Annotated in this window: 16 protein-coding genes; 5 read left to right on the plus strand and 11 right to left on the minus strand. The window is 62.7% G+C overall.

What is annotated here, in order from left to right; translation table 11 throughout:
* Positions 1 to 134 precede the first annotated feature (134 nt).
* From repA to IB272_RS19430, 4 genes are all read left to right on the plus strand, one after another.
* A complete protein-coding gene (gene repA, locus IB272_RS19415) occupies positions 135 to 1,334 on the plus strand; it encodes a plasmid partitioning protein RepA (protein WP_089043038.1) in 1,200 nt (399 codons plus the stop codon).
* 3 nt (positions 1,335 to 1,337) lie between these two features.
* Positions 1,338 to 2,339 carry a plasmid partitioning protein RepB gene (repB, locus tag IB272_RS19420; protein WP_034787738.1) on the plus strand — a complete coding sequence of 334 codons (1,002 nt, stop codon included), beginning with the start codon at positions 1,338 to 1,340 and terminating at the stop codon, positions 2,337 to 2,339.
* A gap of 155 nt (positions 2,340 to 2,494) precedes the next feature.
* The gene (gene repC / locus IB272_RS19425) at positions 2,495 to 3,763 is read left to right on the plus strand and encodes a plasmid replication protein RepC (RefSeq protein ID WP_192444671.1); all 1,269 of its coding nucleotides are present in this window, start codon (positions 2,495 to 2,497) and stop codon (positions 3,761 to 3,763) included.
* A 737-nt stretch (positions 3,764 to 4,500) separates the two neighbouring features.
* Positions 4,501 to 5,667, plus strand: coding sequence for an RHE_PE00001 family protein (locus IB272_RS19430; RefSeq protein WP_060517771.1), 1,167 nt, complete (start codon positions 4,501 to 4,503; stop codon positions 5,665 to 5,667).
* 43 nt (positions 5,668 to 5,710) lie between these two features.
* Here IB272_RS19430 and IB272_RS19435 read toward each other — a convergent pair whose 3' ends face one another.
* From IB272_RS19435 to IB272_RS19475, 9 genes are all read right to left on the minus strand, one after another.
* Entirely contained in the window at positions 5,711 to 5,926 is a 216-nt protein-coding gene (locus IB272_RS19435; protein WP_034787730.1) for a hypothetical protein, read from the minus strand.
* Positions 5,927 to 5,981: 55 nt separating this feature from the next.
* Positions 5,982 to 6,680 carry a helix-turn-helix domain-containing protein gene (locus IB272_RS19440; RefSeq protein ID WP_060517768.1) on the minus strand — a complete coding sequence of 233 codons (699 nt, stop codon included), beginning with the start codon at positions 6,678 to 6,680 and terminating at the stop codon, positions 5,982 to 5,984.
* Between the two features lie 89 nt (positions 6,681 to 6,769).
* Complete coding sequence (locus tag IB272_RS19445; protein WP_034787727.1) at positions 6,770 to 7,165, minus strand: hypothetical protein; 396 nt, start codon at positions 7,163 to 7,165, stop codon at positions 6,770 to 6,772.
* Between the two features lie 180 nt (positions 7,166 to 7,345).
* On the minus strand, positions 7,346 to 8,851 hold the full coding sequence (locus IB272_RS19450; RefSeq protein WP_060517766.1) for a tripartite tricarboxylate transporter permease: 1,506 nt from the start codon (positions 8,849 to 8,851) through the stop codon (positions 7,346 to 7,348).
* A gap of 10 nt (positions 8,852 to 8,861) precedes the next feature.
* Positions 8,862 to 9,323 (minus strand): tripartite tricarboxylate transporter TctB family protein, encoded by a 462-nt coding sequence (locus IB272_RS19455; RefSeq protein WP_034787711.1) that lies wholly within the window; start codon positions 9,321 to 9,323, stop codon positions 8,862 to 8,864.
* 219 nt (positions 9,324 to 9,542) lie between these two features.
* Positions 9,543 to 10,520 carry a tripartite tricarboxylate transporter substrate-binding protein gene (locus tag IB272_RS19460; RefSeq protein WP_060517764.1) on the minus strand — a complete coding sequence of 326 codons (978 nt, stop codon included), beginning with the start codon at positions 10,518 to 10,520 and terminating at the stop codon, positions 9,543 to 9,545.
* A gap of 228 nt (positions 10,521 to 10,748) precedes the next feature.
* On the minus strand, positions 10,749 to 11,534 hold the full coding sequence (locus tag IB272_RS19465) for a pseudouridine synthase (RefSeq protein WP_192444673.1): 786 nt from the start codon (positions 11,532 to 11,534) through the stop codon (positions 10,749 to 10,751).
* Positions 11,535 to 11,611: 77 nt separating this feature from the next.
* Positions 11,612 to 13,174 carry a D-aminopeptidase gene (locus IB272_RS19470; RefSeq protein WP_192444675.1) on the minus strand — a complete coding sequence of 521 codons (1,563 nt, stop codon included), beginning with the start codon at positions 13,172 to 13,174 and terminating at the stop codon, positions 11,612 to 11,614.
* Positions 13,175 to 13,271: 97 nt separating this feature from the next.
* Positions 13,272 to 14,990 (minus strand): ABC transporter ATP-binding protein, encoded by a 1,719-nt coding sequence (locus IB272_RS19475; RefSeq protein WP_060517758.1) that lies wholly within the window; start codon positions 14,988 to 14,990, stop codon positions 13,272 to 13,274.
* A 335-nt stretch (positions 14,991 to 15,325) separates the two neighbouring features.
* On the opposite strand from IB272_RS19475, the gene IB272_RS19480 reads away from it, so the two are divergent.
* Positions 15,326 to 15,619 carry a DUF6074 family protein gene (locus IB272_RS19480; RefSeq protein ID WP_034787698.1) on the plus strand — a complete coding sequence of 98 codons (294 nt, stop codon included), beginning with the start codon at positions 15,326 to 15,328 and terminating at the stop codon, positions 15,617 to 15,619.
* Between the two features lie 10 nt (positions 15,620 to 15,629).
* Here the strand turns inward: IB272_RS19480 and IB272_RS19485 are convergent, their stop codons facing one another.
* Together IB272_RS19485 and IB272_RS19490 are read right to left on the minus strand one after the other, a co-directional pair.
* Positions 15,630 to 16,850, minus strand: coding sequence for an adenylate/guanylate cyclase domain-containing protein (locus IB272_RS19485; RefSeq protein WP_112984996.1), 1,221 nt, complete (start codon positions 16,848 to 16,850; stop codon positions 15,630 to 15,632).
* A 68-nt stretch (positions 16,851 to 16,918) separates the two neighbouring features.
* A complete protein-coding gene (locus IB272_RS19490) occupies positions 16,919 to 18,985 on the minus strand; it encodes a pyridoxamine 5'-phosphate oxidase family protein (protein ID WP_110818752.1) in 2,067 nt (688 codons plus the stop codon).
* Positions 18,986 to 19,003 lie beyond the last annotated feature (18 nt).

A 19,003-nucleotide genomic window follows, 5' to 3' on the forward strand; every position in this document is an offset into this window, starting at 1 on the left:
GCTCGCTTTCCACCGCAAGGGCAGCACCTCCGCCAAAACGCTATGCATTTGTAAAACCGCGCCGAATCGGAGCATAGTGCATCTGCGCATATTGTCCGGATATGACGATTTTTGCGCAGTTTTCGGGGATATCAATGTTGCAGCAAAAAATTCAAAGCCAGGACGCACAGGAGCATCTGCCGACGCTTCTGGCTGCCGACGCTTTGGAACTTGCCCATCAGCTGCAGCAGCACCAAAAGAAAATCTTTCCCCCGCAAGCGCAAAAGCAGATGCGTCTCTTCAGCCCTGCCGAAGCGGCAGCCTTCATCGGAATCGGCGAAGGCTATCTGAGGCAGGTGGCCTCAGAGGGCCACGGCCCAGCGCCCTTGTCAAACGGTCGGCGCATGTATGCCGTTTCCGACATCGAACGCATTCGCCGCGTTCTCGACGATGGCGGCAAGTCGGGCAAATATGTCCCGCACCGGCGCGGCGATGAAAAGCTGCAGGTCCTGTCTGTGATGAACTTCAAGGGCGGGTCGGCTAAGACGACGACCTCAGCCCACCTCGCCCAATATCTGGCACTTCGCGGCTACCGCACGCTCGCGATCGATCTCGATCCGCAGGCTTCGCTTTCCGCCCTCTTCGGCCATCAACCGGAGTTGGATGTCGGAGAAGGCGAGACGCTTTACGGCGCGATCCGCTATGACGCCCCGCGGTCGATCGCCGATATCGTGCGGTCGACCTACACCGCCAATCTGCATCTCATTCCCGGCAATCTCGAACTCATGGAATTCGAGCACGAAACGCCGAAGGCGATGATGACGGGCGGGGCTGCAGAAACCCTTTTCTTCGCCCGCATCGGCGATGTGCTCGCCGATATCGAGAGCTTCTACGACATCGTCGTCATCGATTGCCCCCCGCAGCTCGGCTTCCTCACCATGTCGGCGCTCTGTGCCGCAACGTCCGTCCTGATCACCGTGCATCCGCAGATGCTCGACGTCATGTCGATGTCGCAGTTCCTGTCGATGACGAGTGAGTTGATGAGCGTCGTCGAAAAAGCCGGTGGCCGCACCAGCTATGACTGGATGCGCTATCTCGGAACACGGTTTGAGCCGAACGACGGCCCTCAAAGCCAGATGACCGGTTTCATGCGCGCCATTTTCGGCAATCGCATGCTGCAGAACGCCATGGTGAAGTCGACAGCTATCTCCGACGCCGGCGTAACGAAGCAAACGCTTTATGAAGTCGAGCGCTCGCAGTTTGTCCGCGGCACCTACGACCGCGCAATGGACTCTCTCAACCTCGTCAATGGCGAGATCGAGGACCTGGTCCGCAAGGTCTGGGGGAGGAAGTAATCCATGGCCCGTAAGAACCTGATCGGGATATCGGAGGAACGCGTCGACGATGCCAACGGCGCACCGGGCAACGACCGCCCGATCGCCGGGCTGATGGCCGGTGCCCGCCCCCCGACTGCTGTCGGTGGCATCACCCGGTCGCTGTCGAACATCACGCAGAAGGTCGAACGCGCCCAGGAGCTCGAGCGGCAACTTGCCGAAGGGCAAGCGGTCGTCGAACTCGATCCGGCGCTCATCGACGCATCCTTCATCGTCGATCGCCTCGGGATTGCGGCCGACGCGCAACTGAGCCTCGCTGAACAGATGCGAGAGCACGGACAACAGGTGCCCATCCTGGTCCGGCCGCATCCAACCATCGAGGGGCGATACCAGGTCGCCTACGGCCATCGCCGCCTGGCTGCTGCCCGCGACATCGGTAGCAGTGTTCGTGCGGTCGTTCGCAATCTCAATGACGAGCAATTGGTCGTCTCGCAGGGACAGGAAAACAACACCCGTTCCGACCTCTCCTTCATCGAGCGCTCGCTCTTTGGCAGCCGCCTTGAGGATCGCGGGTTTTCGCGTGAGATCATCATGTCGGCGCTGGGTGTCGACAAAGCCGCCCTGTCGAAGATGATTTCTGTTGTTCGCCGGCTACCGATTGCGCTGGTCGAGGCCATCGGACCGGCACCATCGATCGGACGGCGCCGTTGGTTTGAACTCGCTGAGCTTCTCGCACAAGATGGCAAGCCGGAGGCCGCAGCCGCCTTCACGCAAAGCCGAGAATTCCAGAAGGCCGGCAGCGATCAGCGTTTCGACGCCTTGTGCACTTTCTTAAGCGCCTCCAGGGCGCGTGCCCGGCCTATCCCATGGCTGGCGCCAGACAACACAACCCCGGTGCGTATCCGTGAAACGGACGTCGAGACGACGCTTGCCTTCAACAGCAAGACGGCACCAGGCTTTGCAGATTTCGTGAGGCAGAGGCTCAAATCTCTGTACCTCGAATATCAAGAGGAAACAGGAGACTAACTGAGCAAAAGAAAAAGGCTTCCGAACGACTAGCGCTGCGGAAACCCTTCTCTCGTGTAGCAACTAGAGAATCCCATTTCCGCGAATCGGTGTCAAGAGTTTTCAACGTCGTTTCGGCGAACGGATTTCTTTTGCCTTGGAAAAGGTGAAGAAGAATGGATCGTGGGATTGTCACGACGCCCTTCGGGCGGCGGTCGATGACGCTTGGGATGTTGGCATACCAACTTTCCAGCGCTCCGGCCGTCGACGACGGGAGCGTCGACAAGTGGAAATTGTTTCGAACGGTGTGTGCCGCCAAGACAAGCCTTGGGGTTTCCGACCGTTCGCTTGCGGTGCTGAACGCACTGCTGTCCTTTTACCCAAAGAGCGAACTCGACCCGGCCGCCGGCCTCGTCGTGTTTCCGTCGAATGCGCAGCTTTCGCTCCGTACGCACGGCATGGCCGAGACGACGCTGAGGCGGCATCTGACGGCGCTTGTCGAGGCTGGGCTCATCCTCAGGCGCGACAGTCCCAATGGCAAGCGTTACGCCCGACGTGACCGCAAGGGCGCGATCGGCCAGGCCTTTGGCTTCGATCTCGCACCGATGCTTGCACGGGCGTCCGAGTTCGCAGCGGAAGCGGCACGGCTGGAAGCGGATCGTCGCTACCTGCAGGTGATGCGCGAACGTCTGAGCCTTTGCCGGCGCGACGTCGTCAAGCTCGTCGAGCTCCTGCGCCAGTCCGATGTCCTCCAAGCGGAAGAAGCGGAAACGCAGTGCCAGGCGGTCTACACGGCACTGTCGCGCAAGCCGCTGATCACCGAAGTGGAGCGCGCCCTCGCCGTTTTGTCGGCACTCCGCGACAATCTGACTAATTACCTGGAAAACTTGCTGAAAACGCAGAATACGGCTGCCAATGAACGCCAGTATGAGCGGCACATACAGAGTTCAGAATCCGATTATCAATCTGAATCTGAAAACGCTTGTGAAAGACCTGAAGCGGCATTTTCGGATCTGGCTGGCACCAAGACGTCATGCACTGCGGATGATGATACCGTTGCAGGCAGTGCAAAGTCGCCCGGCCTTTCTCGCCTTCACGATCATATCGGCGCGCTGCCGGTGGTGCTGAAAGCCTGCCCGCAGATCCGTGACTATGGACCAGCGGGGCGAATTGGTAACTGGCGGGACATGTTCATAGCCGCAACCGTTGTCAGGAAGATGCTCGGCGTCAGCCCGGAGGCCTACGACGAGGCGTGCACGGTGCTTGGTCCCGAAACGACGGCAACGGTACTTGCCTGCCTTCTTGAACGATCCGACCACATTCATTCGGCCGGGGGCTATCTGCGGGACCTGACGCGCCGCGCGAGAAACCAGACATTCACCGTGTCGGCGATGCTGTCGGCGCGCTTGCGAGCCCAGGCTGGAGTGGTTGCCATGAGCGGATGAACAGCGACAGGGGGCATGAGCGTCGCCTCTCGCGGATACGCTTTGGCTTGTCTGTGACGTTGAAATGCGGGACACTGTAAGTGCAGGGATTCGTTGACATCTCTACGTTATTCTTACGTCTGAGATTGTTTTCAGACCCTCGCCACCCATCAGAAAACATTGCTGTTTCTCCTTCTTTTGGAAAGGAAGGGGCGGTTCAGTTCCGTTGCGCGGACTCAGCGTACAAGACTTCGAATTTCTCGATCTCGAGCCGAATGATTGAGCGTCCTCCCTTGTTAGAGCCCGTTCTAGCGGCAGAATCCGTTCAGGTGGCGAACTCGCGGGCTGTTGCCAGCTGTCAACAGGTTGCTGGTTTAAAGCCGAGCGCCCTCCCCCCAAAAAGCTGGGTCGCGAAAGGGTAAACTAAAGCGACAAAGCACCAAGCATAGTTGGATCTCACTGCCGCGTGATTGCGAACACGGTATGGCTGGGGGAAACAGCGAGTATGGTACTCAACTCACTGACCGGGTTTGGCGTTGATAGACGAGACATCAACACGGTTGACAGCTGTCAACACATTGGCGTGCGCCGAGACACATGCAAGTCCTGTTTGAATAGAAATATTCGCCCCGTCGTCGTTTGCGAAATCAGGCGGCGCAGCTTGCTGGTCTTCAAGCGGTGGAGAAAGCGTCTCCTGCCTGTGGGGGAAGTGATTCTCATGTTACGTTCCACATCCGCAGGAACCGTCTATTTTCAAAATGCGATACCAGTCTCCCGATCCCTACCATCCAACGCTGATCCCGCTGATGATTTCGGCGGAAGACGCCTTGGCGCGGCTCGATGAGCGCACGAACCGTCATGTCGTCGAAGACGGGTACCGCGAGCGCGGGCATTTCTTCGATGCGACGGCAGCACTTTGGGTGGCGGGCCAACTCGTTCATGTCGAGGATCTTGTGCTGCACGATGCGCACATGGACGCCCGAGCGCCGACCCACGAGTTGACCATCGCCCATTCGGTCCTGAAAGTCCGCCGCCGCATCTGGCTCGGCGAGCCTGGTTGGGCCCTTTCTGCCCAGGGGCTTGCAACACTCAGCGGCGAACAGAGCCCAGCCCCGGAGCTCGATATCCCTTCACTTGCGCCGGCCGAAACACGGCAGGCGGCGGGTGTCGATCGTGAGCCGGAGCGGGGCGAGCCGGAGGACGACGGCGACAGCAATCCGATGGCGGCCGAATTCGCGGCCATCGACGCCGCCATCGCTCGCTCGCAGCGCCTGCTCGATGCGCATGACCAGGACACGCTGGAAGTCGCAGAACGGACGGCGTTAGCGACAGCCCGCGAGCCGATGGGACAGCTCGGCCTGCTCTTCGACGAAGAGTGGGATGAGGAAGTGCGTCTTGACGAATGGCGCCAGATGGTGGCAGCGGCTGATCAGCTGCCGCCCTGTCTTGGAGCCGCCTTGCTCTTCGATGCCTGGGAGCGGAGGGAGCCTCTGCGCCGTCAGCATTGGCTGGGGTCATTGTTGGTCGGCGCTTACCTGCGCTCCAGAGGCAAGGTCACCTCGCACCTGCTGTCGTTCAACACCGGGCTAAAGACCATCCGCTATGAGCGACGGAGGTCCCAGGACGCACTGACCCGTTGGAGCGCCTTTCTGGAGGCGATGACGGTGACGGCGGATCTCGGTCTCAAGGAACTCGACCGTCTGTCGCTTGCGAAGACCCAGATGGACATGCGCATTCGCGATCGTCGTTCCAACAGCAGTCTGCCGGCCTTGATCGACCTGGTTCTGTCGCGGCCGATCGTATCGGCAGCTTTGGTCGCCAAGCATGTCGGGGTGACGCCGCGCGGCGCGCTGAACCTCGTTCGAGAGCTTGGCATCCGCGAGATGACCGGCCGCGGGCGTTACCGCGGCTGGGGCGTGCTTTGAACCGGCGGCAGCGCGGAAAGCTTGCCGCCGGACCGTATAGGCGTCAGCCCATCGTGATCACGATCAACAGAACGAAGATCACCGGCACCAGCGTCAATGCCGGAATGATGATCGCCGGGTAGCCGAAGGCGACGATGGCGAGCAGCCAGAGCAGCGCGCAGTTGATCAGAAACAGCACCTTGGCCGTCTGTGAACCTTGCACGGCCTCCTTGAGCATCCAGCCGAACACCGGCACGTGGTAGACAAGTCTCGCAATCATGGTTTTTCCTTTGCGTGGGTGGCCGCATTGGGGGGACAGGCGGCGCGGGTTTTATTCAAGGGCGTGTCGTCTCGCCGGTCTGTTGTCGGGTGAAGCCGGCGGTCGTTTCGAGGCGTTCGGGATCGAGGACACGCATTGTCTTCGGGTGGCTGAAGTCGATCAGGCCCTCGCGCTTGAAACGGTTGAGACGGCGGCTGACCGTTTCGACGGTAAGGCCAAGCCAATCCGCAAGGTCGGCGCGGGTGAGATGGAGATGAAAGCTCAACCGGGCAGGGGCGCCGTTACGGCCGGTCCGATTGAACAGGCGCGATAGTTCCACCAGCGCACTGGCGACTTTCTCGCTGGCGGTCTTGCGACCAAGCAGCGTGGCATGGATCTGCATGCGGTGAAGCGTCGTCTTCAACTCGCTGGCGACGGCCGGATTGGTGGCGTTGAGATCCGCGTCACCCAGAGGCTCGATGCGCGCGATACTCAGCGTTTCGGCGGTGGCGATGTTGCGGCCGTCGATAGTGAAGCCGAAGAGCCGGCCCGGTCCGAGCACGTCGGTGATCTGGCGGCGACCGTCGTTGAGAAGTTGCGAAAGCACGACGCAGCCGTCAACGACACGGTAGAGCGCGCGGTTGCGTCCGCCCTCATAGAGCAGGGTCAGGTTTTCGCCGACGACACGACTACGCGAGGCCGGGCGAGGCGGCCTTATCGAGGACGCGCGAGGGGGAGCCGCTGGCGCGGCAGTGGTGATCAGGGTTTCTGGCATGAAAAACGTCCGCATGACCGACGCAAGGAGGCGTGATGCCCCGATGCCGACGGGCGTCGAAGGAGGATGTTGACAGCTGTCAACGGAGGTCAAAGCCGGATGACGACCTGTGGCGGGCCTCGCGGACGGGCATTGGGTGCGTGAACTTGTGGCACCGGTCGAACTGCCGCAACCCGGATCGCAGGTGTGCGGTTTGCCTCCAGGCGCTCGCTGAGAGAACCGTCCGGCGGCGTCAGCAGCGCCCAGAAGAACCGACAGGCGCTGCAAACATGTTTATGGCCGGGCTGGTCTTTGCCGTCTTCACCCAAACCGGTCTGGCAAAAATCGGGCAGGGACCCGTCGGGCAGGGCATAGAGCGCCAGTTCGGCCGCCGGCAGGCGAGTGGCCAGGGCAGGGCCGAGATGGGCAAAACCAAGCAGGAACAGCGCCGCGGCGCAAAGCATGCGCACGGCATTGTTCCATCTGATCTTCTCGCGACGTGTCATCGCCCCGGCTCGTTCCTGTTTCGATGGGGCAGAGATTGGCGACCGGCTTGATAAAGCTCAATGTGGCAAACCGCGCAGGGGCAGAATGCCGCAGCCAGAAGAACGCCGCGCCTCCGATTGGGGCGCGGCGATTAACCTATTGAATTATATTGTTATTGTTGCGAAATTGGCGGGCAGGGATCAATCCTCCTCGACAAAAACCTCGTGGCGCTTGGCCTTCACACTCGGCAGGAACACGACGACGAGCACCAGGGCTGCGATCAGAAGCAGGATGGCGCTGATCGGTCGAGTGACGAATGTCGTCGGGTCTCCGCGCGACAGGATCATGGCGCGGCGGAGGTTTTCTTCGAGCAGCGGTCCGAGCACGAAGCCGAGCAGCAGCGGAGCGGGTTCGCAGCGCAGCTTCAACAGCAGGTAGCCGACGAGGCCGAAGAAGGCGACGGCATAGAGGTCGTAGACATTGGAGTTGACGCTGTAGACCCCGATCGAGCAGAACGCCATGATGATCGGGAAGAGCACGTAATAGGGGATCTTGAGCAGCTTCACCCAGAGCCCGATCAACGGCAGATTCAGGACCACGAGCATCAGATTGCCGATCCACATCGACGCGATGATGCCCCAGAAGAGGGCGGGCTGTTCGCTTGCGACGTTCGGACCAGGCACGATGCCCTGGATGATCATCGCGCCGATCATCAGCGCCATCACCGGGTTGGCGGGAATGCCAAGGGTGAGCAGCGGAATGAACGAGGTCTGCGCGCCCGCATTGTTGGCGCTTTCCGGACCGGCGACGCCGGCAATCGCACCGTGGCCGAACTCTTCGGGGTGGTCCGAGACTCGTTTCTCCACGGTGTAGGAAGCGAAGGCCGCAAGGATTGCGCCGCCACCGGGCAGAATGCCGAGCGCCGAACCGATGATGGTGCCGCGCACGACCGGCGCGAACATGCGCTTGAAGTCGTCCCTGGTCGGCATCAGGTCGGTGACTTTGGCCATCAGCACCTCGCGGGTGCGTTCGTTTTCAAGGTTGCGCAAGATCTCGGCGATGCCGAAGACACCGACGGCGAGCGCTACGAAGTTCAGGCCGTCGGCATATTCCCGGATGCCGAGGGTAAAGCGCGGCGTGCCGGAATAGATATCCGTGCCGACGAGGCCGAGCAGGAGGCCGAGGGCGACCATGGCCAGCGCCTTGACGATCGACCCGTGCGCGAGTGCGATCGAGGAGACGAGGCCGACGATCATCAACGAGAAGTACTCGGCAGCGCCGAACTTCAGGGCGATTTCGGTCAAGGGCGGCGCGAAGACCGCGACGAGGAAGGTCGAGACGGTGCCGGCAAAGAATGAGCCGAGGGCAGCGATCGCCAGGGCGGCGCCGGCCCGACCCTTGCGGGCCATCTGGTATCCGTCGATCGCGGTGACGGCTGACGACGATTCGCCCGGCATGTTGATCAGGATCGCCGTGGTCGAGCCGCCATACTGCGCGCCGTAATAGATGCCGGCGAGCATGATCAGCGAGGAGACCGGCTCGAGCTGGAAGGTGATCGGCAGCAGCATGGCGATGGTCGCGGTTGCGCCGATGCCCGGAAGGACACCGATCAGGGTGCCGAGAAGCACTCCGATGAGGCAGAAGAGCAGGTTGGCGGGGGAACCGGCGGTTACAAAGCCGAGCGCGAGATTGTTGAAAAGATCCATTGCGCGTCTCCTAGAATTGGACCCAGGGGCCGAAGCGCTGGAAGGGCAGGCCGAGACCATAGCTGAACACGGCGACGGAGAAGGCCGTCAGCGCTGCGGAGAGCGCCAAAGCCATGAGCGGCGTCATGCGGCCGGAGGCAAAGCAGGCGATGAGTGCCGTGAAGAACAGTGCCGGGACGAAGCCGAGGCCGCGGACCGTGAGGCCGAAGAAAACCGGCGCCGGCAAAATGAAGAGCATGCCACGCAGCGCAATCGCGCCGATCGGCTCCCCCTGGACGCGGGTGGACTGTACGAGGATCACGATGCCGAGGAGCGTCAGGATGATCGCGAGCACGAGGGGGAAATAGCCAGGCCCCATGCGGAAGGCCGTGCCGAGCTCTAGGTTGAAGGCCTGCCAGGCGAAGAACAGGCCGACCGCGGTCAGGATCCCGCCGCAGAGCGCATTGGTGCTATCGAAGGAGAGTGATTTCATCGTGTCCCCATTTGTTTTCGCGGGGTAGCCGGGCCGAGGCGTCGACGGCCTCCCGCATTGGCATTGCCGGCTCGCGCCGGGTTCGCACATTGGGCAACGTCGCGTTGACAGCTGTCAACCGCTGTTGACGGCGCCTGTCCGGACACCGTCGGGAACATGCCCATGTCAGAACCGCCGCGCCCCGAGATGACTCGAGAGCGCGGCGCGATGAGCGGTGGATTAGTCGGCGTACTGGCCGGCCGCTTCGATCACCGGCTTCCAGCGGGCGATCTCGCCTTCGAGCTTGGTCTTCAGCGCGGCGGGGGTGGCGTCGCTGTCCGAAGACGGCTCGGTGCCCAGTTCGCCGAAGCGGGCAACCACGTTCGGATCCTTGAGCGCCACCTGCAGCGACTTCGACAGGCGTTCGGTCACTTCAGCCGGCGTACCCTTCGGCGCGTAGACGCCGTGCCAGATGCCAACCTGCAGGTTCGGCAGACCACCTTCGGTGGTCGTCGGCAAGTCCGGGAAGACCTTCAGGCGTTCGGGCGAGGTGACGGCGTACGCCTTGATCGTGCCGCCCTGAATCTGCTTGGTGGTGTTGGTCGTCTGGTCGCACATGATGTCGACCTGACCGCCGAGGAGATCGGTCATCGCCGGACCGGTGCCCTTGTAGGGAACGGTGGTCAGCGGCGTTTCGATGGCGCTCATGAACATCATGCCGCAGAGGTGCGAGGCGGCGCCGATGCCGGCATTGGCGACGGTGACCGTGTCCTTGTTCGCCTTCACATATTCGACGAGACCCTTGAGGTCGGTCGGCTCGAGGTCCTTGCGCGCGACGATGGTCATCGGCACTTCGGTGACGAGGCCGACATATTCGAAGGCGTTCAGCGTGTCATAGGCGAGTTTGCGGTAGAGCGTCGCGCTGGTTGCCATGCCGATGTGATGGAGCAGCACGGTGTAGCCGTCCGGATCGGCCTGGGCGACGCGACCGGCGCCAAGCGTACCGCCGGCGCCGCCGACGTTCTCGACGATGATCTGCTGGCCGAGGTCCTTCGACATGGATTCAGCAACCAGGCGCGCAACCGTGTCCGTCGGTCCACCGGCGGAGAAGGGCACGACCATGGTGATCGAACGTTCGGGGTAGGTCTGTGCGTTGGCGGAAACGGCAAAAATGGAAAGGGCGGCAACGGCGCCGAGCAATGCGTTGAGGGTTTTCATCTTCTTCCTCCCGGATGAAATATGGCCAGCCGGCAAGGTTTCCTCCCACGCCGGTGCTGGATGCCCCCATTTGCGGACGCAATCTTAGCACAGACAACGGGCTGTCCGCACGATCCGACGCATTTGTCAGGAGCCTGGATCGGCTTTGGGTGGATTCGGAAACATGGCGGTGCTCGCGTGGGTGGATTTCCACCCATCGCGCGATTGGCTGCGCGCCGCGGGAAGGGCCTAGAGGCCGGTGCGCCGCTTCAGATCGGCGATTTCGTCGGCGGTGAGGTTACGCGCAGCACCCTTCGGCAAATCACCGAGAGCGATCGTCCCGATCGAAACCCGCAGCAGCCGCAGCACTTCGAAGCCGAGCGCATCGAGCATGCGGCGAATCTCGCGGTTTCGACCCTCTTCGAGTTCCACCTCGATCCACATGTTGCGGCCGCCCACCCTTAGGCGTTCGGCCCTGGCGGCCCGCAACATCTCGCCGCCTTCGTCGATGCCGGCGACCATTTGCGCAAGCTGCGCGTCGTCGATCTGCCCGGTCAGTTGCACGTGATAGACCTTGCCGACATGGGTTTCCGGATCGAGCAGCCGCTGCGCAAGCACCGTGTCGTTGGTGAACAGCAGAAGGCCCTCGCTCGCCTTGTCGAGGCGTCCGACCGGCGACAGATGGGTGGAGTCGATGTTCTTCAGGCAGTCGAAGACCGTCGGCCGGCCCTCCGGGTCATGCCTGGTCGTCACCAGCCCGCGCGGCTTGTTCAGCATCAGGTAGGCCTTCTTTTCGGCAATCACGGCCTTACCGTCGACGGCGAGACGGTCCTTGTCGACATCGACCCATGCGGTGAGGTCAGTTGCCTTGCGCCCGTTGATGCTGACGCGGCCTTCAAGCACCAGTTTCTCGGCCTGCGTGCGCGAGCAGTAACCAAGCTTGGAAAGGGCGCGGGCGACCGTCACGCGTTTTCCCGTATCGGCCGCGGGGCGGCGGCCGGTATCTCGGGCGGCTGTCGGTCGCTTCTGTTTCACGTTCTGGTCTTCCGGTTATGGTCATCTTGTGCCGCATGGTCCCGCCTGCGAGCATCGCCGGCGACGCGATCTCGACATCAGCCGATCTTGCTATAGTCGATCCGCCGGGCGAGCCAGCAGCCGATCGTCAGCCCCGTCACCTTGCCTTCTGCGTCACGCGAAACGACTACGGTCCAGTCTCCCGGTGCCGGCGCGTCCATCGAGCGTTTGCAGCGCAGCAGCCAGACATCTTCGGCGAGCGGCCGCAGGGCGTGCATGGCGCCTCTGCCAAGCGATCCGTCGAAACCACCATAGAAGACGCCGTTGGTGGAGACGATGTCGAGATCGGCATCGAGTTCTGCCGCATGGTAGCGGCCGGCGATATCAGGCTTTGCGGCGCCGGAGATGCGCGCGGCGTGAACCGTCAGGTTCTCACGCGGGCGCTCCATGTGTAGCGAGGCGCCTTCCACGCGAAGGGTAACGGCCGCTGACTGCGCGCTGCCATCCGGACCGACCGCAAGCGTTTCGGCACCCGTGGCGAAGTTCAGCGCGACGCGGGATTTGCCGGCGGGCCTGGTAACGAGTGCGAGGCCCGTTTCCGGATCCAGATAGCTGCCGGTGCCGTCGGCATCCCAGGTGCCTGTCGCGGGCTCGGCATCGCTGTGGCCAAGGGCGACCTTCATCAATGCGGTCGCCGCCGCATGGGCGTCGGCTTCATGGTTGAACATCACCACGACCGAAAGGCGCTCAGCGGGCGCGTAGAGCCTGCGGCTGCGGAAGCCGCGCAGCGCGCCGCCATGGCCGGTGATGGCGACGTCGCCGATCTTTTCATGCGCAAGGCCGAACCCATAATGGGCCGGGCGGCCATCGGCATAGGTCTGCGGTAAGGACAGGCGGCGATAGAGACTGTTTTCGTCATTCCGCGTCCGGTCGATGAAGCATTCCCAGGCGAGCATATCGTCGAGCGAAGCGGAAACACCGGCATCGCCCGCCCAGTAGATGTTGTTGACCGCCTCGAAATAGCCAGCCGTCTCATTGCCCTCGTAGCCGACGATACCGTCGGGGGGCAGGCTCGTATCGGCGGTGAGGGCAGCGGTCTGCATGTCGGCCGGGCCGAACACGGAACGCTGATAGAGCTCGGCCATCGAGCGCCCGGTATGCGCTTCGATGAGGTCGGCGAGAATGCGGAAATTACCGTTCGAATAGGAGTAACGCGTGCCCGGCTCGAAATGGGTCGACCGCGCGGAGGAGAGCAGGGACCGTGCGTCCTCGCGGCGGAAGACGCCGTCGTGCCTGGCGCCTTGCAGCACGGTCAGCGCCCAGTAGTCGCGCAGCCCCGACTGGTTGTGACAGAGATGGGCCACGGTCGGGCGCTTGCCTTCGAGCAGAGGCAGGTAGGTGTCGAGCGCGCGGTCGAGCTTTGCCGGTTCGCCGACGGCGTCCAGAAGCACGGCGCAGGTCATCTGCTTGGTGATCGAGCAGATCGGTACGCGGGTTGTCGCCGTCATCGGCCTGCGGGCGGTCAGGTCGGCATAGCCCCAGCTGTGGCTGAGGATCACCTGACCATCCCGGACCACACCGGCGACGCCGCCGGGACCGGGATAGTGTTGGGGCAGGGCTTTTAGGGCGCGTTCGAGAGCGGAAAGTTCGGAAGTGGTCATGGCGCTGAAGAATCGGTCCGACGAAGGGCAGGGCGGTGTCTGCCTTCGTTCGTACCGTCCCCTCCCGGCACTTGCAATGCCGCGCCGACAGCTCTCCTCAGCCGGCGCCTGCCTGGGCGTGATAGAGGCGGCTGTAGGCGCCCTTGGCGGCCAGCAGCGTTGCATGCGGTCCCTGTTCGCGAATGCCGCTACCGTCGACCACGACGATGCGGTCGGCATCGCGGATCGTTGCCAGCCGGTGCGCGATGATCAGCGTCGTGCGCCCCTTGGAAAGCTCGGTAAGAGACTGCTGGATTGCTCTCTCGGTTTCCGTGTCGAGCGCCGAGGTGGCCTCGTCGAGAATGAGGATCGCCGGGTTTTTCAGGAACATGCGGGCGATCGCCAGTCGCTGTTTCTGTCCGCCGGAAAGCTTGACGCCGCGTTCGCCGATCACCGTGTCCATGCCGTCGGGCAGGGCCGCGATCATGCCGTCGAGCCGGGCGCGCCGCGCCGCCTCCAGGATGTCGGCTTCGTTTGCTCCGAGCCGGCCATAGGCGATGTTGTCGCGAATGGTGCCGGCAAAGAGGAAGACATCCTGCTGCACGATGCCGATCTGGCCGCGCAGCGACGACAAGGTGATGTCGCGGATATCTGTGCCGTCGACAGTGATTGCGCCTTCCATCACTTCGTAGAAGCGCGGCAGAAGCGAGCAGATCGTCGTCTTGCCGGCGCCCGACGGGCCGACGAAGGCGATCGTCTCGCCGGCGCGGATCGTGAGGTCGATATTCTGGATGATCGGCTTTTCGGCGCTGTAGCCGAAGGAGACGTTGCTGTAGGTGATGTCGCCCTTGAGATCAGCGACGTCGGTCGCACCGGGACGATCCTCGATATCGGGCTCGGTCTCCATCAGTTCGAGGAAGCGCTTGAAGCCGGCGATGCCCTTCGGATAGGTCTCGATCACCGAATTAATCTTCTCGACCGGCCGGAAGAAGACGCCGACCAGAAGCAGGAAGCTGACGAAGCCGCCATTGGTCAGCTCGCCCGTCAACACGAAGTAGCAGCCGGTAATCATCACGATCAGCTGCGTCAGCCGCATGCTCATGTAGCTCAGCGACGTGCTGGCCGCCATGATACGGTAGGCCTCAAGCTTGGTGCGGCGATAGTTCTGGTTGTCGGTCTCGAACAGGCTGCGCTCATGGGCCTCGTTGGCGAAGGCCTGGACCACGCGCATGCCACCGACATTCTCCTCGATACGGGCGTTGAAGTCTCCGATCCGGCCGTAGAGATTGCGAAAATTCCGGGTCATGCGCCCGCCGTAGCGGCTGGTTACCCAGGCGGTCAGTGGCACGACGGCGGCGGTAATCAGCGCCAGCTGCCAATGCACCATCAGCATCAGGATCAGCGCACCGATGAAGGTCATGACGGCAATGAACAGATCCTCCGGACCGTGATGCGCGACCTCGCCGATTTCTTCCAGATCCTTGGTGAGGCGGCCGACGAGATGGCCGGTCTTCTGGTTGTCGAAGAACGAGAAAGAGAGCTTCTGCAGATGATCGAAGGCCATGCGCCGCATGTCCGTCTCGATATTGATGCCGAGCATGTGGCCCCAATAGGTGACGGTTGCCATCAGGCCGGTGTTGAGCAGGTAGACGATCAGCAGCCCCACGGAGGACAGCAGGATCAGTGTCCATTCCTGGCTCGGCAAGAGCTGATCGACGAACAGCTTCACCGCAATCGGGAAGCCGAGTTCAAGCAGGCCTGATAGTACGGCGCAGGAAAAGTCGAGAATGAACAGGCCGCGATAGGGGCGGTAGAACGCGAAGAAACGCTTCAGCATGCACGTGCACTCACTGGGGGCGGGGGCGCCATGGGCGCTGATAGAAAGATGATTTTTAATGTCATGTTTTTGGATCGAAACCAACCCAGAAAAGCGTGAAAGCGTGTCGGCCACGTGACGCGACCGATGTCTCGTGCACCTGCGAGACGCAATCGGTTCACTTCGGCACCGGTGGGAAGGAAACGTTAACCATAGGCTTCGTAGAAATGGAATCAGCAGAGCAAATCGCCTTCGGTTGGGGACACCGGAAGCGGAGCCATTGCTCGATATCACTACGCGTAGGGCGTCTTTGTGCGTTCGCGTCAACGCACGAAGTCCAGGGGGCAAACGAGACGATGGCAAGCAATCAATCAGTGGAAGCCACGGAAACCAACACCATTGTTCCGTTTCCGGTGGTCAGGAGATTGCATGCCATTCGCAGTGCTGCCGCCGAGCTTGAAGATCTGCACGGTGCCGAAGCGCTGCAATTCTGGCGCCGCCGCTGCCGCGCTCTAGCGGATGAGCTCTTTGCCTGCGGATGTTCGGAAGACGAAGTGCGCCATCAGGTTCTGGTTTTTCAGGACGAGGTGCAGATCGAGCTGCAGCATCGCCACCTCTCGCGTCTTTCTGCAGGCGCGATGAGCCAGTAGCCGCTGCGTCTCAGGCCATCGGCAATTCCGGATCCCAGGTAAACAGCTCCTTGGCCCTCGCGATGCCGCGCAGCGCAAAGCGGCCGAGCGAGACTGCGTGGACCCGTTCATCCGGCGGGCAGGCTTCGACGAAATCAGACGACATGATCATGTGCCTCTCGACGGAACGGCACATCGAGGAAATGCGGCTCACCTCATTGACCGCCGGGCCGACCACGGTGAAATCGAGGCGGGTCTGGCTGCCGATATTGCCATAGAAAACTTCGCCGATATGGAGCCCGAGATAGACCTCGGTGGTCGGCTTGCCTTCGGCCTGCCGGCGGGTGTCGAGTTCCGCAAGCATGCGGCGCAGCTGCCGTTCGGCGCCGATTGCATTGGCGCAGGCGGTCCCCGGATCGTCGGCATTGAAGATCGCCAGAACACCGTCGCCGATCAGCTTCAGCACGCTGCCGCCATGGTCGTGAATGGCGGTGATCACGGTTCCTGAATAATCGTTGAGAAGCGGGATGATCTCGTCGGGTGCTGCGGTGTCGGAGATGCGCGTATAGCCGCGCAGGTCGGAAAACCACATGACCGTTTCGATGCGTTCGGCCGAACCGCGGGCAATGCTGCCCTTGACGACGCGCTGGCCGGCATCGGCGCCGAGATAGACGTCCGCAAGCGTGCTGATGATCCGCACGCATGAGCCTGCCTTCACCGCTAGCGCAAGCGTTGGCAGCAGGATACGGAGTGCTGCGATGTCATCCTCGCTGAAGCCACCGTCGTTCCGCGTCGTCCAATAGGAATAGAAACAGTCCATCTCGCCGACGCGGCCCTGGTCGGTGAAGTGGTGGATCATGCTGACGCAGTCGGTGTGGCCTTCGGCTTTCAGCTTGTCCAATATGTTGTAGGTGGTGCCCTCGTCGGAGGAAAGCCGGATGCGGCGCTCCGCGGTTCGGTCGCAAAGCATGTGGTAGAAGATCGAATTCTGCCAGTTCAGCAGCGCCTCGCCCGTGGTCGTCGAGCCGTATTGGATGACCTCCGGCGTGATCTCGCTTTCGTCGTTCCACTGGAACGCGCGCCCCTCGAATTCGGGATGCAACGTGTCGATCAATCCGAGCGCGCGGGCAAGGTCGAGACCGGCTGCCCGACATTGCTCGCAGAAGCCGGCAAACAGCTCCGGCTCGTCCAGTCCCTTCAGGCCCTGTTCTGAAAGCCAGAGCACGATATCGCGTAGCTGTTGGTCGTTCATGGCGCATCCCGCTCGGCCGAGGTCGACTGCCTGATGATGTGGTGCATCATCCATAGCCGAACCAGGGCTCAGAGCGAAAGATGCAGTTTGCCCGTTTCGCTCTCCGCCGGCACGGCGCAACAGATCAGCGCTTCGCCTTCGCCGACCGGGAAGGAGGGCTGCGAGGGGTAGGTCACCCTGCCCTCCAGCACCGGCGTTCGACAGGTGCCGCAACTGCCGTTGCGGCAGCCGTATTCCGGGTTCAGGCCACGCGCCTCCGCCAGATCAAGCAGCGTGCCTTCGCCCGGCTGCCAGCGCGCCTCCTTGCTCGACTTGGCAAAGACGACGTGAACCGGGGCGTTCGCCGCCGGTACCATCACCGGGGCAGAACCGCCGTCCGGCCTCCGGGTCAGCGACGACAGCCCGAAGGCCTCCGCATGGATGCGGGCATCGGCGATGTTGAGCGCCCGCAAGCCGTCATAGAGCGACTGGGTGAAGGCGGCCGGGCCGCAGAGATAGAAATCGTAGTCGTCGAAGGGCAGGGTGGCCTTGAGATGGGTGAGGTCGATGCGACCGGCAATGTCATAGTCCTGGTTTTCGATGGCCGTTGCCGGCTGGCTCAGCGCCCGCACCAGACGAATATTGCCCTCGCCTTCCGCGACCAGGTCGGCGATCTCCCGATCGAAGGCGCGCTCCTCCGGCGAGCGGGCCGCCTGAAAGACCCAGGTCGGGCGCGTGCGCCGCTTGCGGCGGCTTTCGGCGACAATGTGCTTGAGCATGGCAAGGATCGGCGTGATGCCGACGCCGGCGCCGATCAGCACGGCGGGCCGCCGCTCGGTTCCATCGATCGTGAAGCTGCCGGCAGGCGCCCGCGCCTCGATCCGGTCTCCAGGCTTCAGTCCGTGCAAGTGCCGGGAAGCCACGCCGTCCTTCTTGACGCTGATGCGGTAGAGACCATCCGTCGGTGCCGAGGACAGCGTATAGCTCCTGACGAGCGGTCTTTCGCCGTCTCCGACGTTGATGCGGATCGGCAGGTGCTGGCCGGCCTGGTGGGCCATGAGCCCGACGCCATCGTCCGGCGCGAGGTAGAGCGAGCGGATCGTCGTGCTCTCGTCCTCAACGCGGGCAATCCGGAACGGGCGCCACGCATCGGCAAGGGCCGCGGCGTCAAGCCGGACCTTCGCCTGATCCCAGTCGCCGGTGGAATTGAGGCTGGGAGACCAGCCGCCCTCCTCGAAGGCCCAACGAAGCGGCAGGCCGTCCTCGCGATAAATGACCTTCTCCGGCCGGAAGCGCCACAGGCGTTCGGCGCCCTGAAATGCCGCGACCTCTGGAGAAGACAGGATCACCTCGGCGCTGCCGGTCATCTGCAGCATGTCGCCGGTCGTAAAATCGACGAATAGCAGTCCTGCGCGCGGGTTGACCATGAAATTGCCGAGCGTGTTGAAGAACAGGTTTCCGGAGAAGTCCGGAATCGTCAGCACGCCGTCCTCGCCGATCTGTACGAAACCCGCCTTGCCGCCGCGATGCGAGACGTCGACCTGGCGCTCGCCGCTGTCGCGATCGACGTAGGACGCGACGAAGAAGGTGTCGGCCTTGGCGATGATGGCCCGGGCGCGGGCGTCGAGCACGCGACCATGCACCGGGCGCACCGAGGCCGGCTGGTGCGGGTCGCGAACGAAGGCGAACTGGCGAAGCTGGATATATTGCGGGCAGTTGCCGAAGCTCTGCCGGACGCGGAGCGTGAAGCCGTCGTCGGCATCGCGCCGGATCGCGCCGTTCAACCGGTTCCTGCGCCGGGTTTCGAGCTGGATGCCGAGCATGCCGATGGAGTGCGCGTCCTCCATGCCGGCATCGGCCGGATCATCCCTGTCACGCGGCAACCGTATATCGAGATTCCAGGCGTCCGGCGCCTGCATGAAGCCGGGGGCTGCCGCGCGCATCGTGGCCCAGACATCGCCGCTCGCGTCGACGGCCCCGAACATGGCGAAGGGCAGCATCGGGAAGAATTGCTGGTGCTGCTCCGGCATGAAGCTGCGCACGAAATTGCGCCCGGTCGCATCCATGCGCTCGGCGACGCCGAGGCTGCGCTGGATGGCGAGTTCGCCTTCGTGCCACGGCGAATCCGGCTTTTTCTGCTGTGCGTTGTCCGGCATGGTCGGGTGTCCCGGTTG

The organism is Ensifer sp. ENS08 (assembly GCF_014852195.1).
Lineage (GTDB): Bacteria > Pseudomonadota > Alphaproteobacteria > Rhizobiales > Rhizobiaceae > Ensifer > Ensifer adhaerens.

Excerpts from the sequence above, each read along its gene's own strand:
- IB272_RS19470 (WP_192444675.1), bottom strand. The coding sequence starts at position 13,174 with ATGACCACTTCCGAACTTTCCGCTCTCGAACGCGCCCTAAAAGCCCTG.
- IB272_RS19485 (WP_112984996.1), bottom strand. The coding sequence starts at position 16,850 with ATGAACGACCAACAGCTACGCGATATCGTGCTCTGGCTTTCAGAACAG.
- IB272_RS19480 (WP_034787698.1), top strand. The coding sequence starts at position 15,326 with ATGGCAAGCAATCAATCAGTGGAAGCCACGGAAACCAACACCATTGTT.
- repA (WP_089043038.1), top strand. The coding sequence starts at position 135 with ATGTTGCAGCAAAAAATTCAAAGCCAGGACGCACAGGAGCATCTGCCG.
- IB272_RS19460 (WP_060517764.1), bottom strand. The coding sequence starts at position 10,520 with ATGAAAACCCTCAACGCATTGCTCGGCGCCGTTGCCGCCCTTTCCATT.
- IB272_RS19435 (WP_034787730.1), bottom strand. The coding sequence starts at position 5,926 with ATGATTGCGAGACTTGTCTACCACGTGCCGGTGTTCGGCTGGATGCTC.
- IB272_RS19490 (WP_110818752.1), bottom strand. The coding sequence starts at position 18,985 with ATGCCGGACAACGCACAGCAGAAAAAGCCGGATTCGCCGTGGCACGAA.
- IB272_RS19455 (WP_034787711.1), bottom strand. The coding sequence starts at position 9,323 with ATGAAATCACTCTCCTTCGATAGCACCAATGCGCTCTGCGGCGGGATC.
- repC (WP_192444671.1), top strand. The coding sequence starts at position 2,495 with ATGGATCGTGGGATTGTCACGACGCCCTTCGGGCGGCGGTCGATGACG.
- IB272_RS19475 (WP_060517758.1), bottom strand. The coding sequence starts at position 14,990 with ATGCTGAAGCGTTTCTTCGCGTTCTACCGCCCCTATCGCGGCCTGTTC.
- IB272_RS19445 (WP_034787727.1), bottom strand. The coding sequence starts at position 7,165 with ATGACACGTCGCGAGAAGATCAGATGGAACAATGCCGTGCGCATGCTT.
- IB272_RS19440 (WP_060517768.1), bottom strand. The coding sequence starts at position 6,680 with ATGCCAGAAACCCTGATCACCACTGCCGCGCCAGCGGCTCCCCCTCGC.
- IB272_RS19450 (WP_060517766.1), bottom strand. The coding sequence starts at position 8,851 with ATGGATCTTTTCAACAATCTCGCGCTCGGCTTTGTAACCGCCGGTTCC.
- repB (WP_034787738.1), top strand. The coding sequence starts at position 1,338 with ATGGCCCGTAAGAACCTGATCGGGATATCGGAGGAACGCGTCGACGAT.
- IB272_RS19430 (WP_060517771.1), top strand. The coding sequence starts at position 4,501 with ATGCGATACCAGTCTCCCGATCCCTACCATCCAACGCTGATCCCGCTG.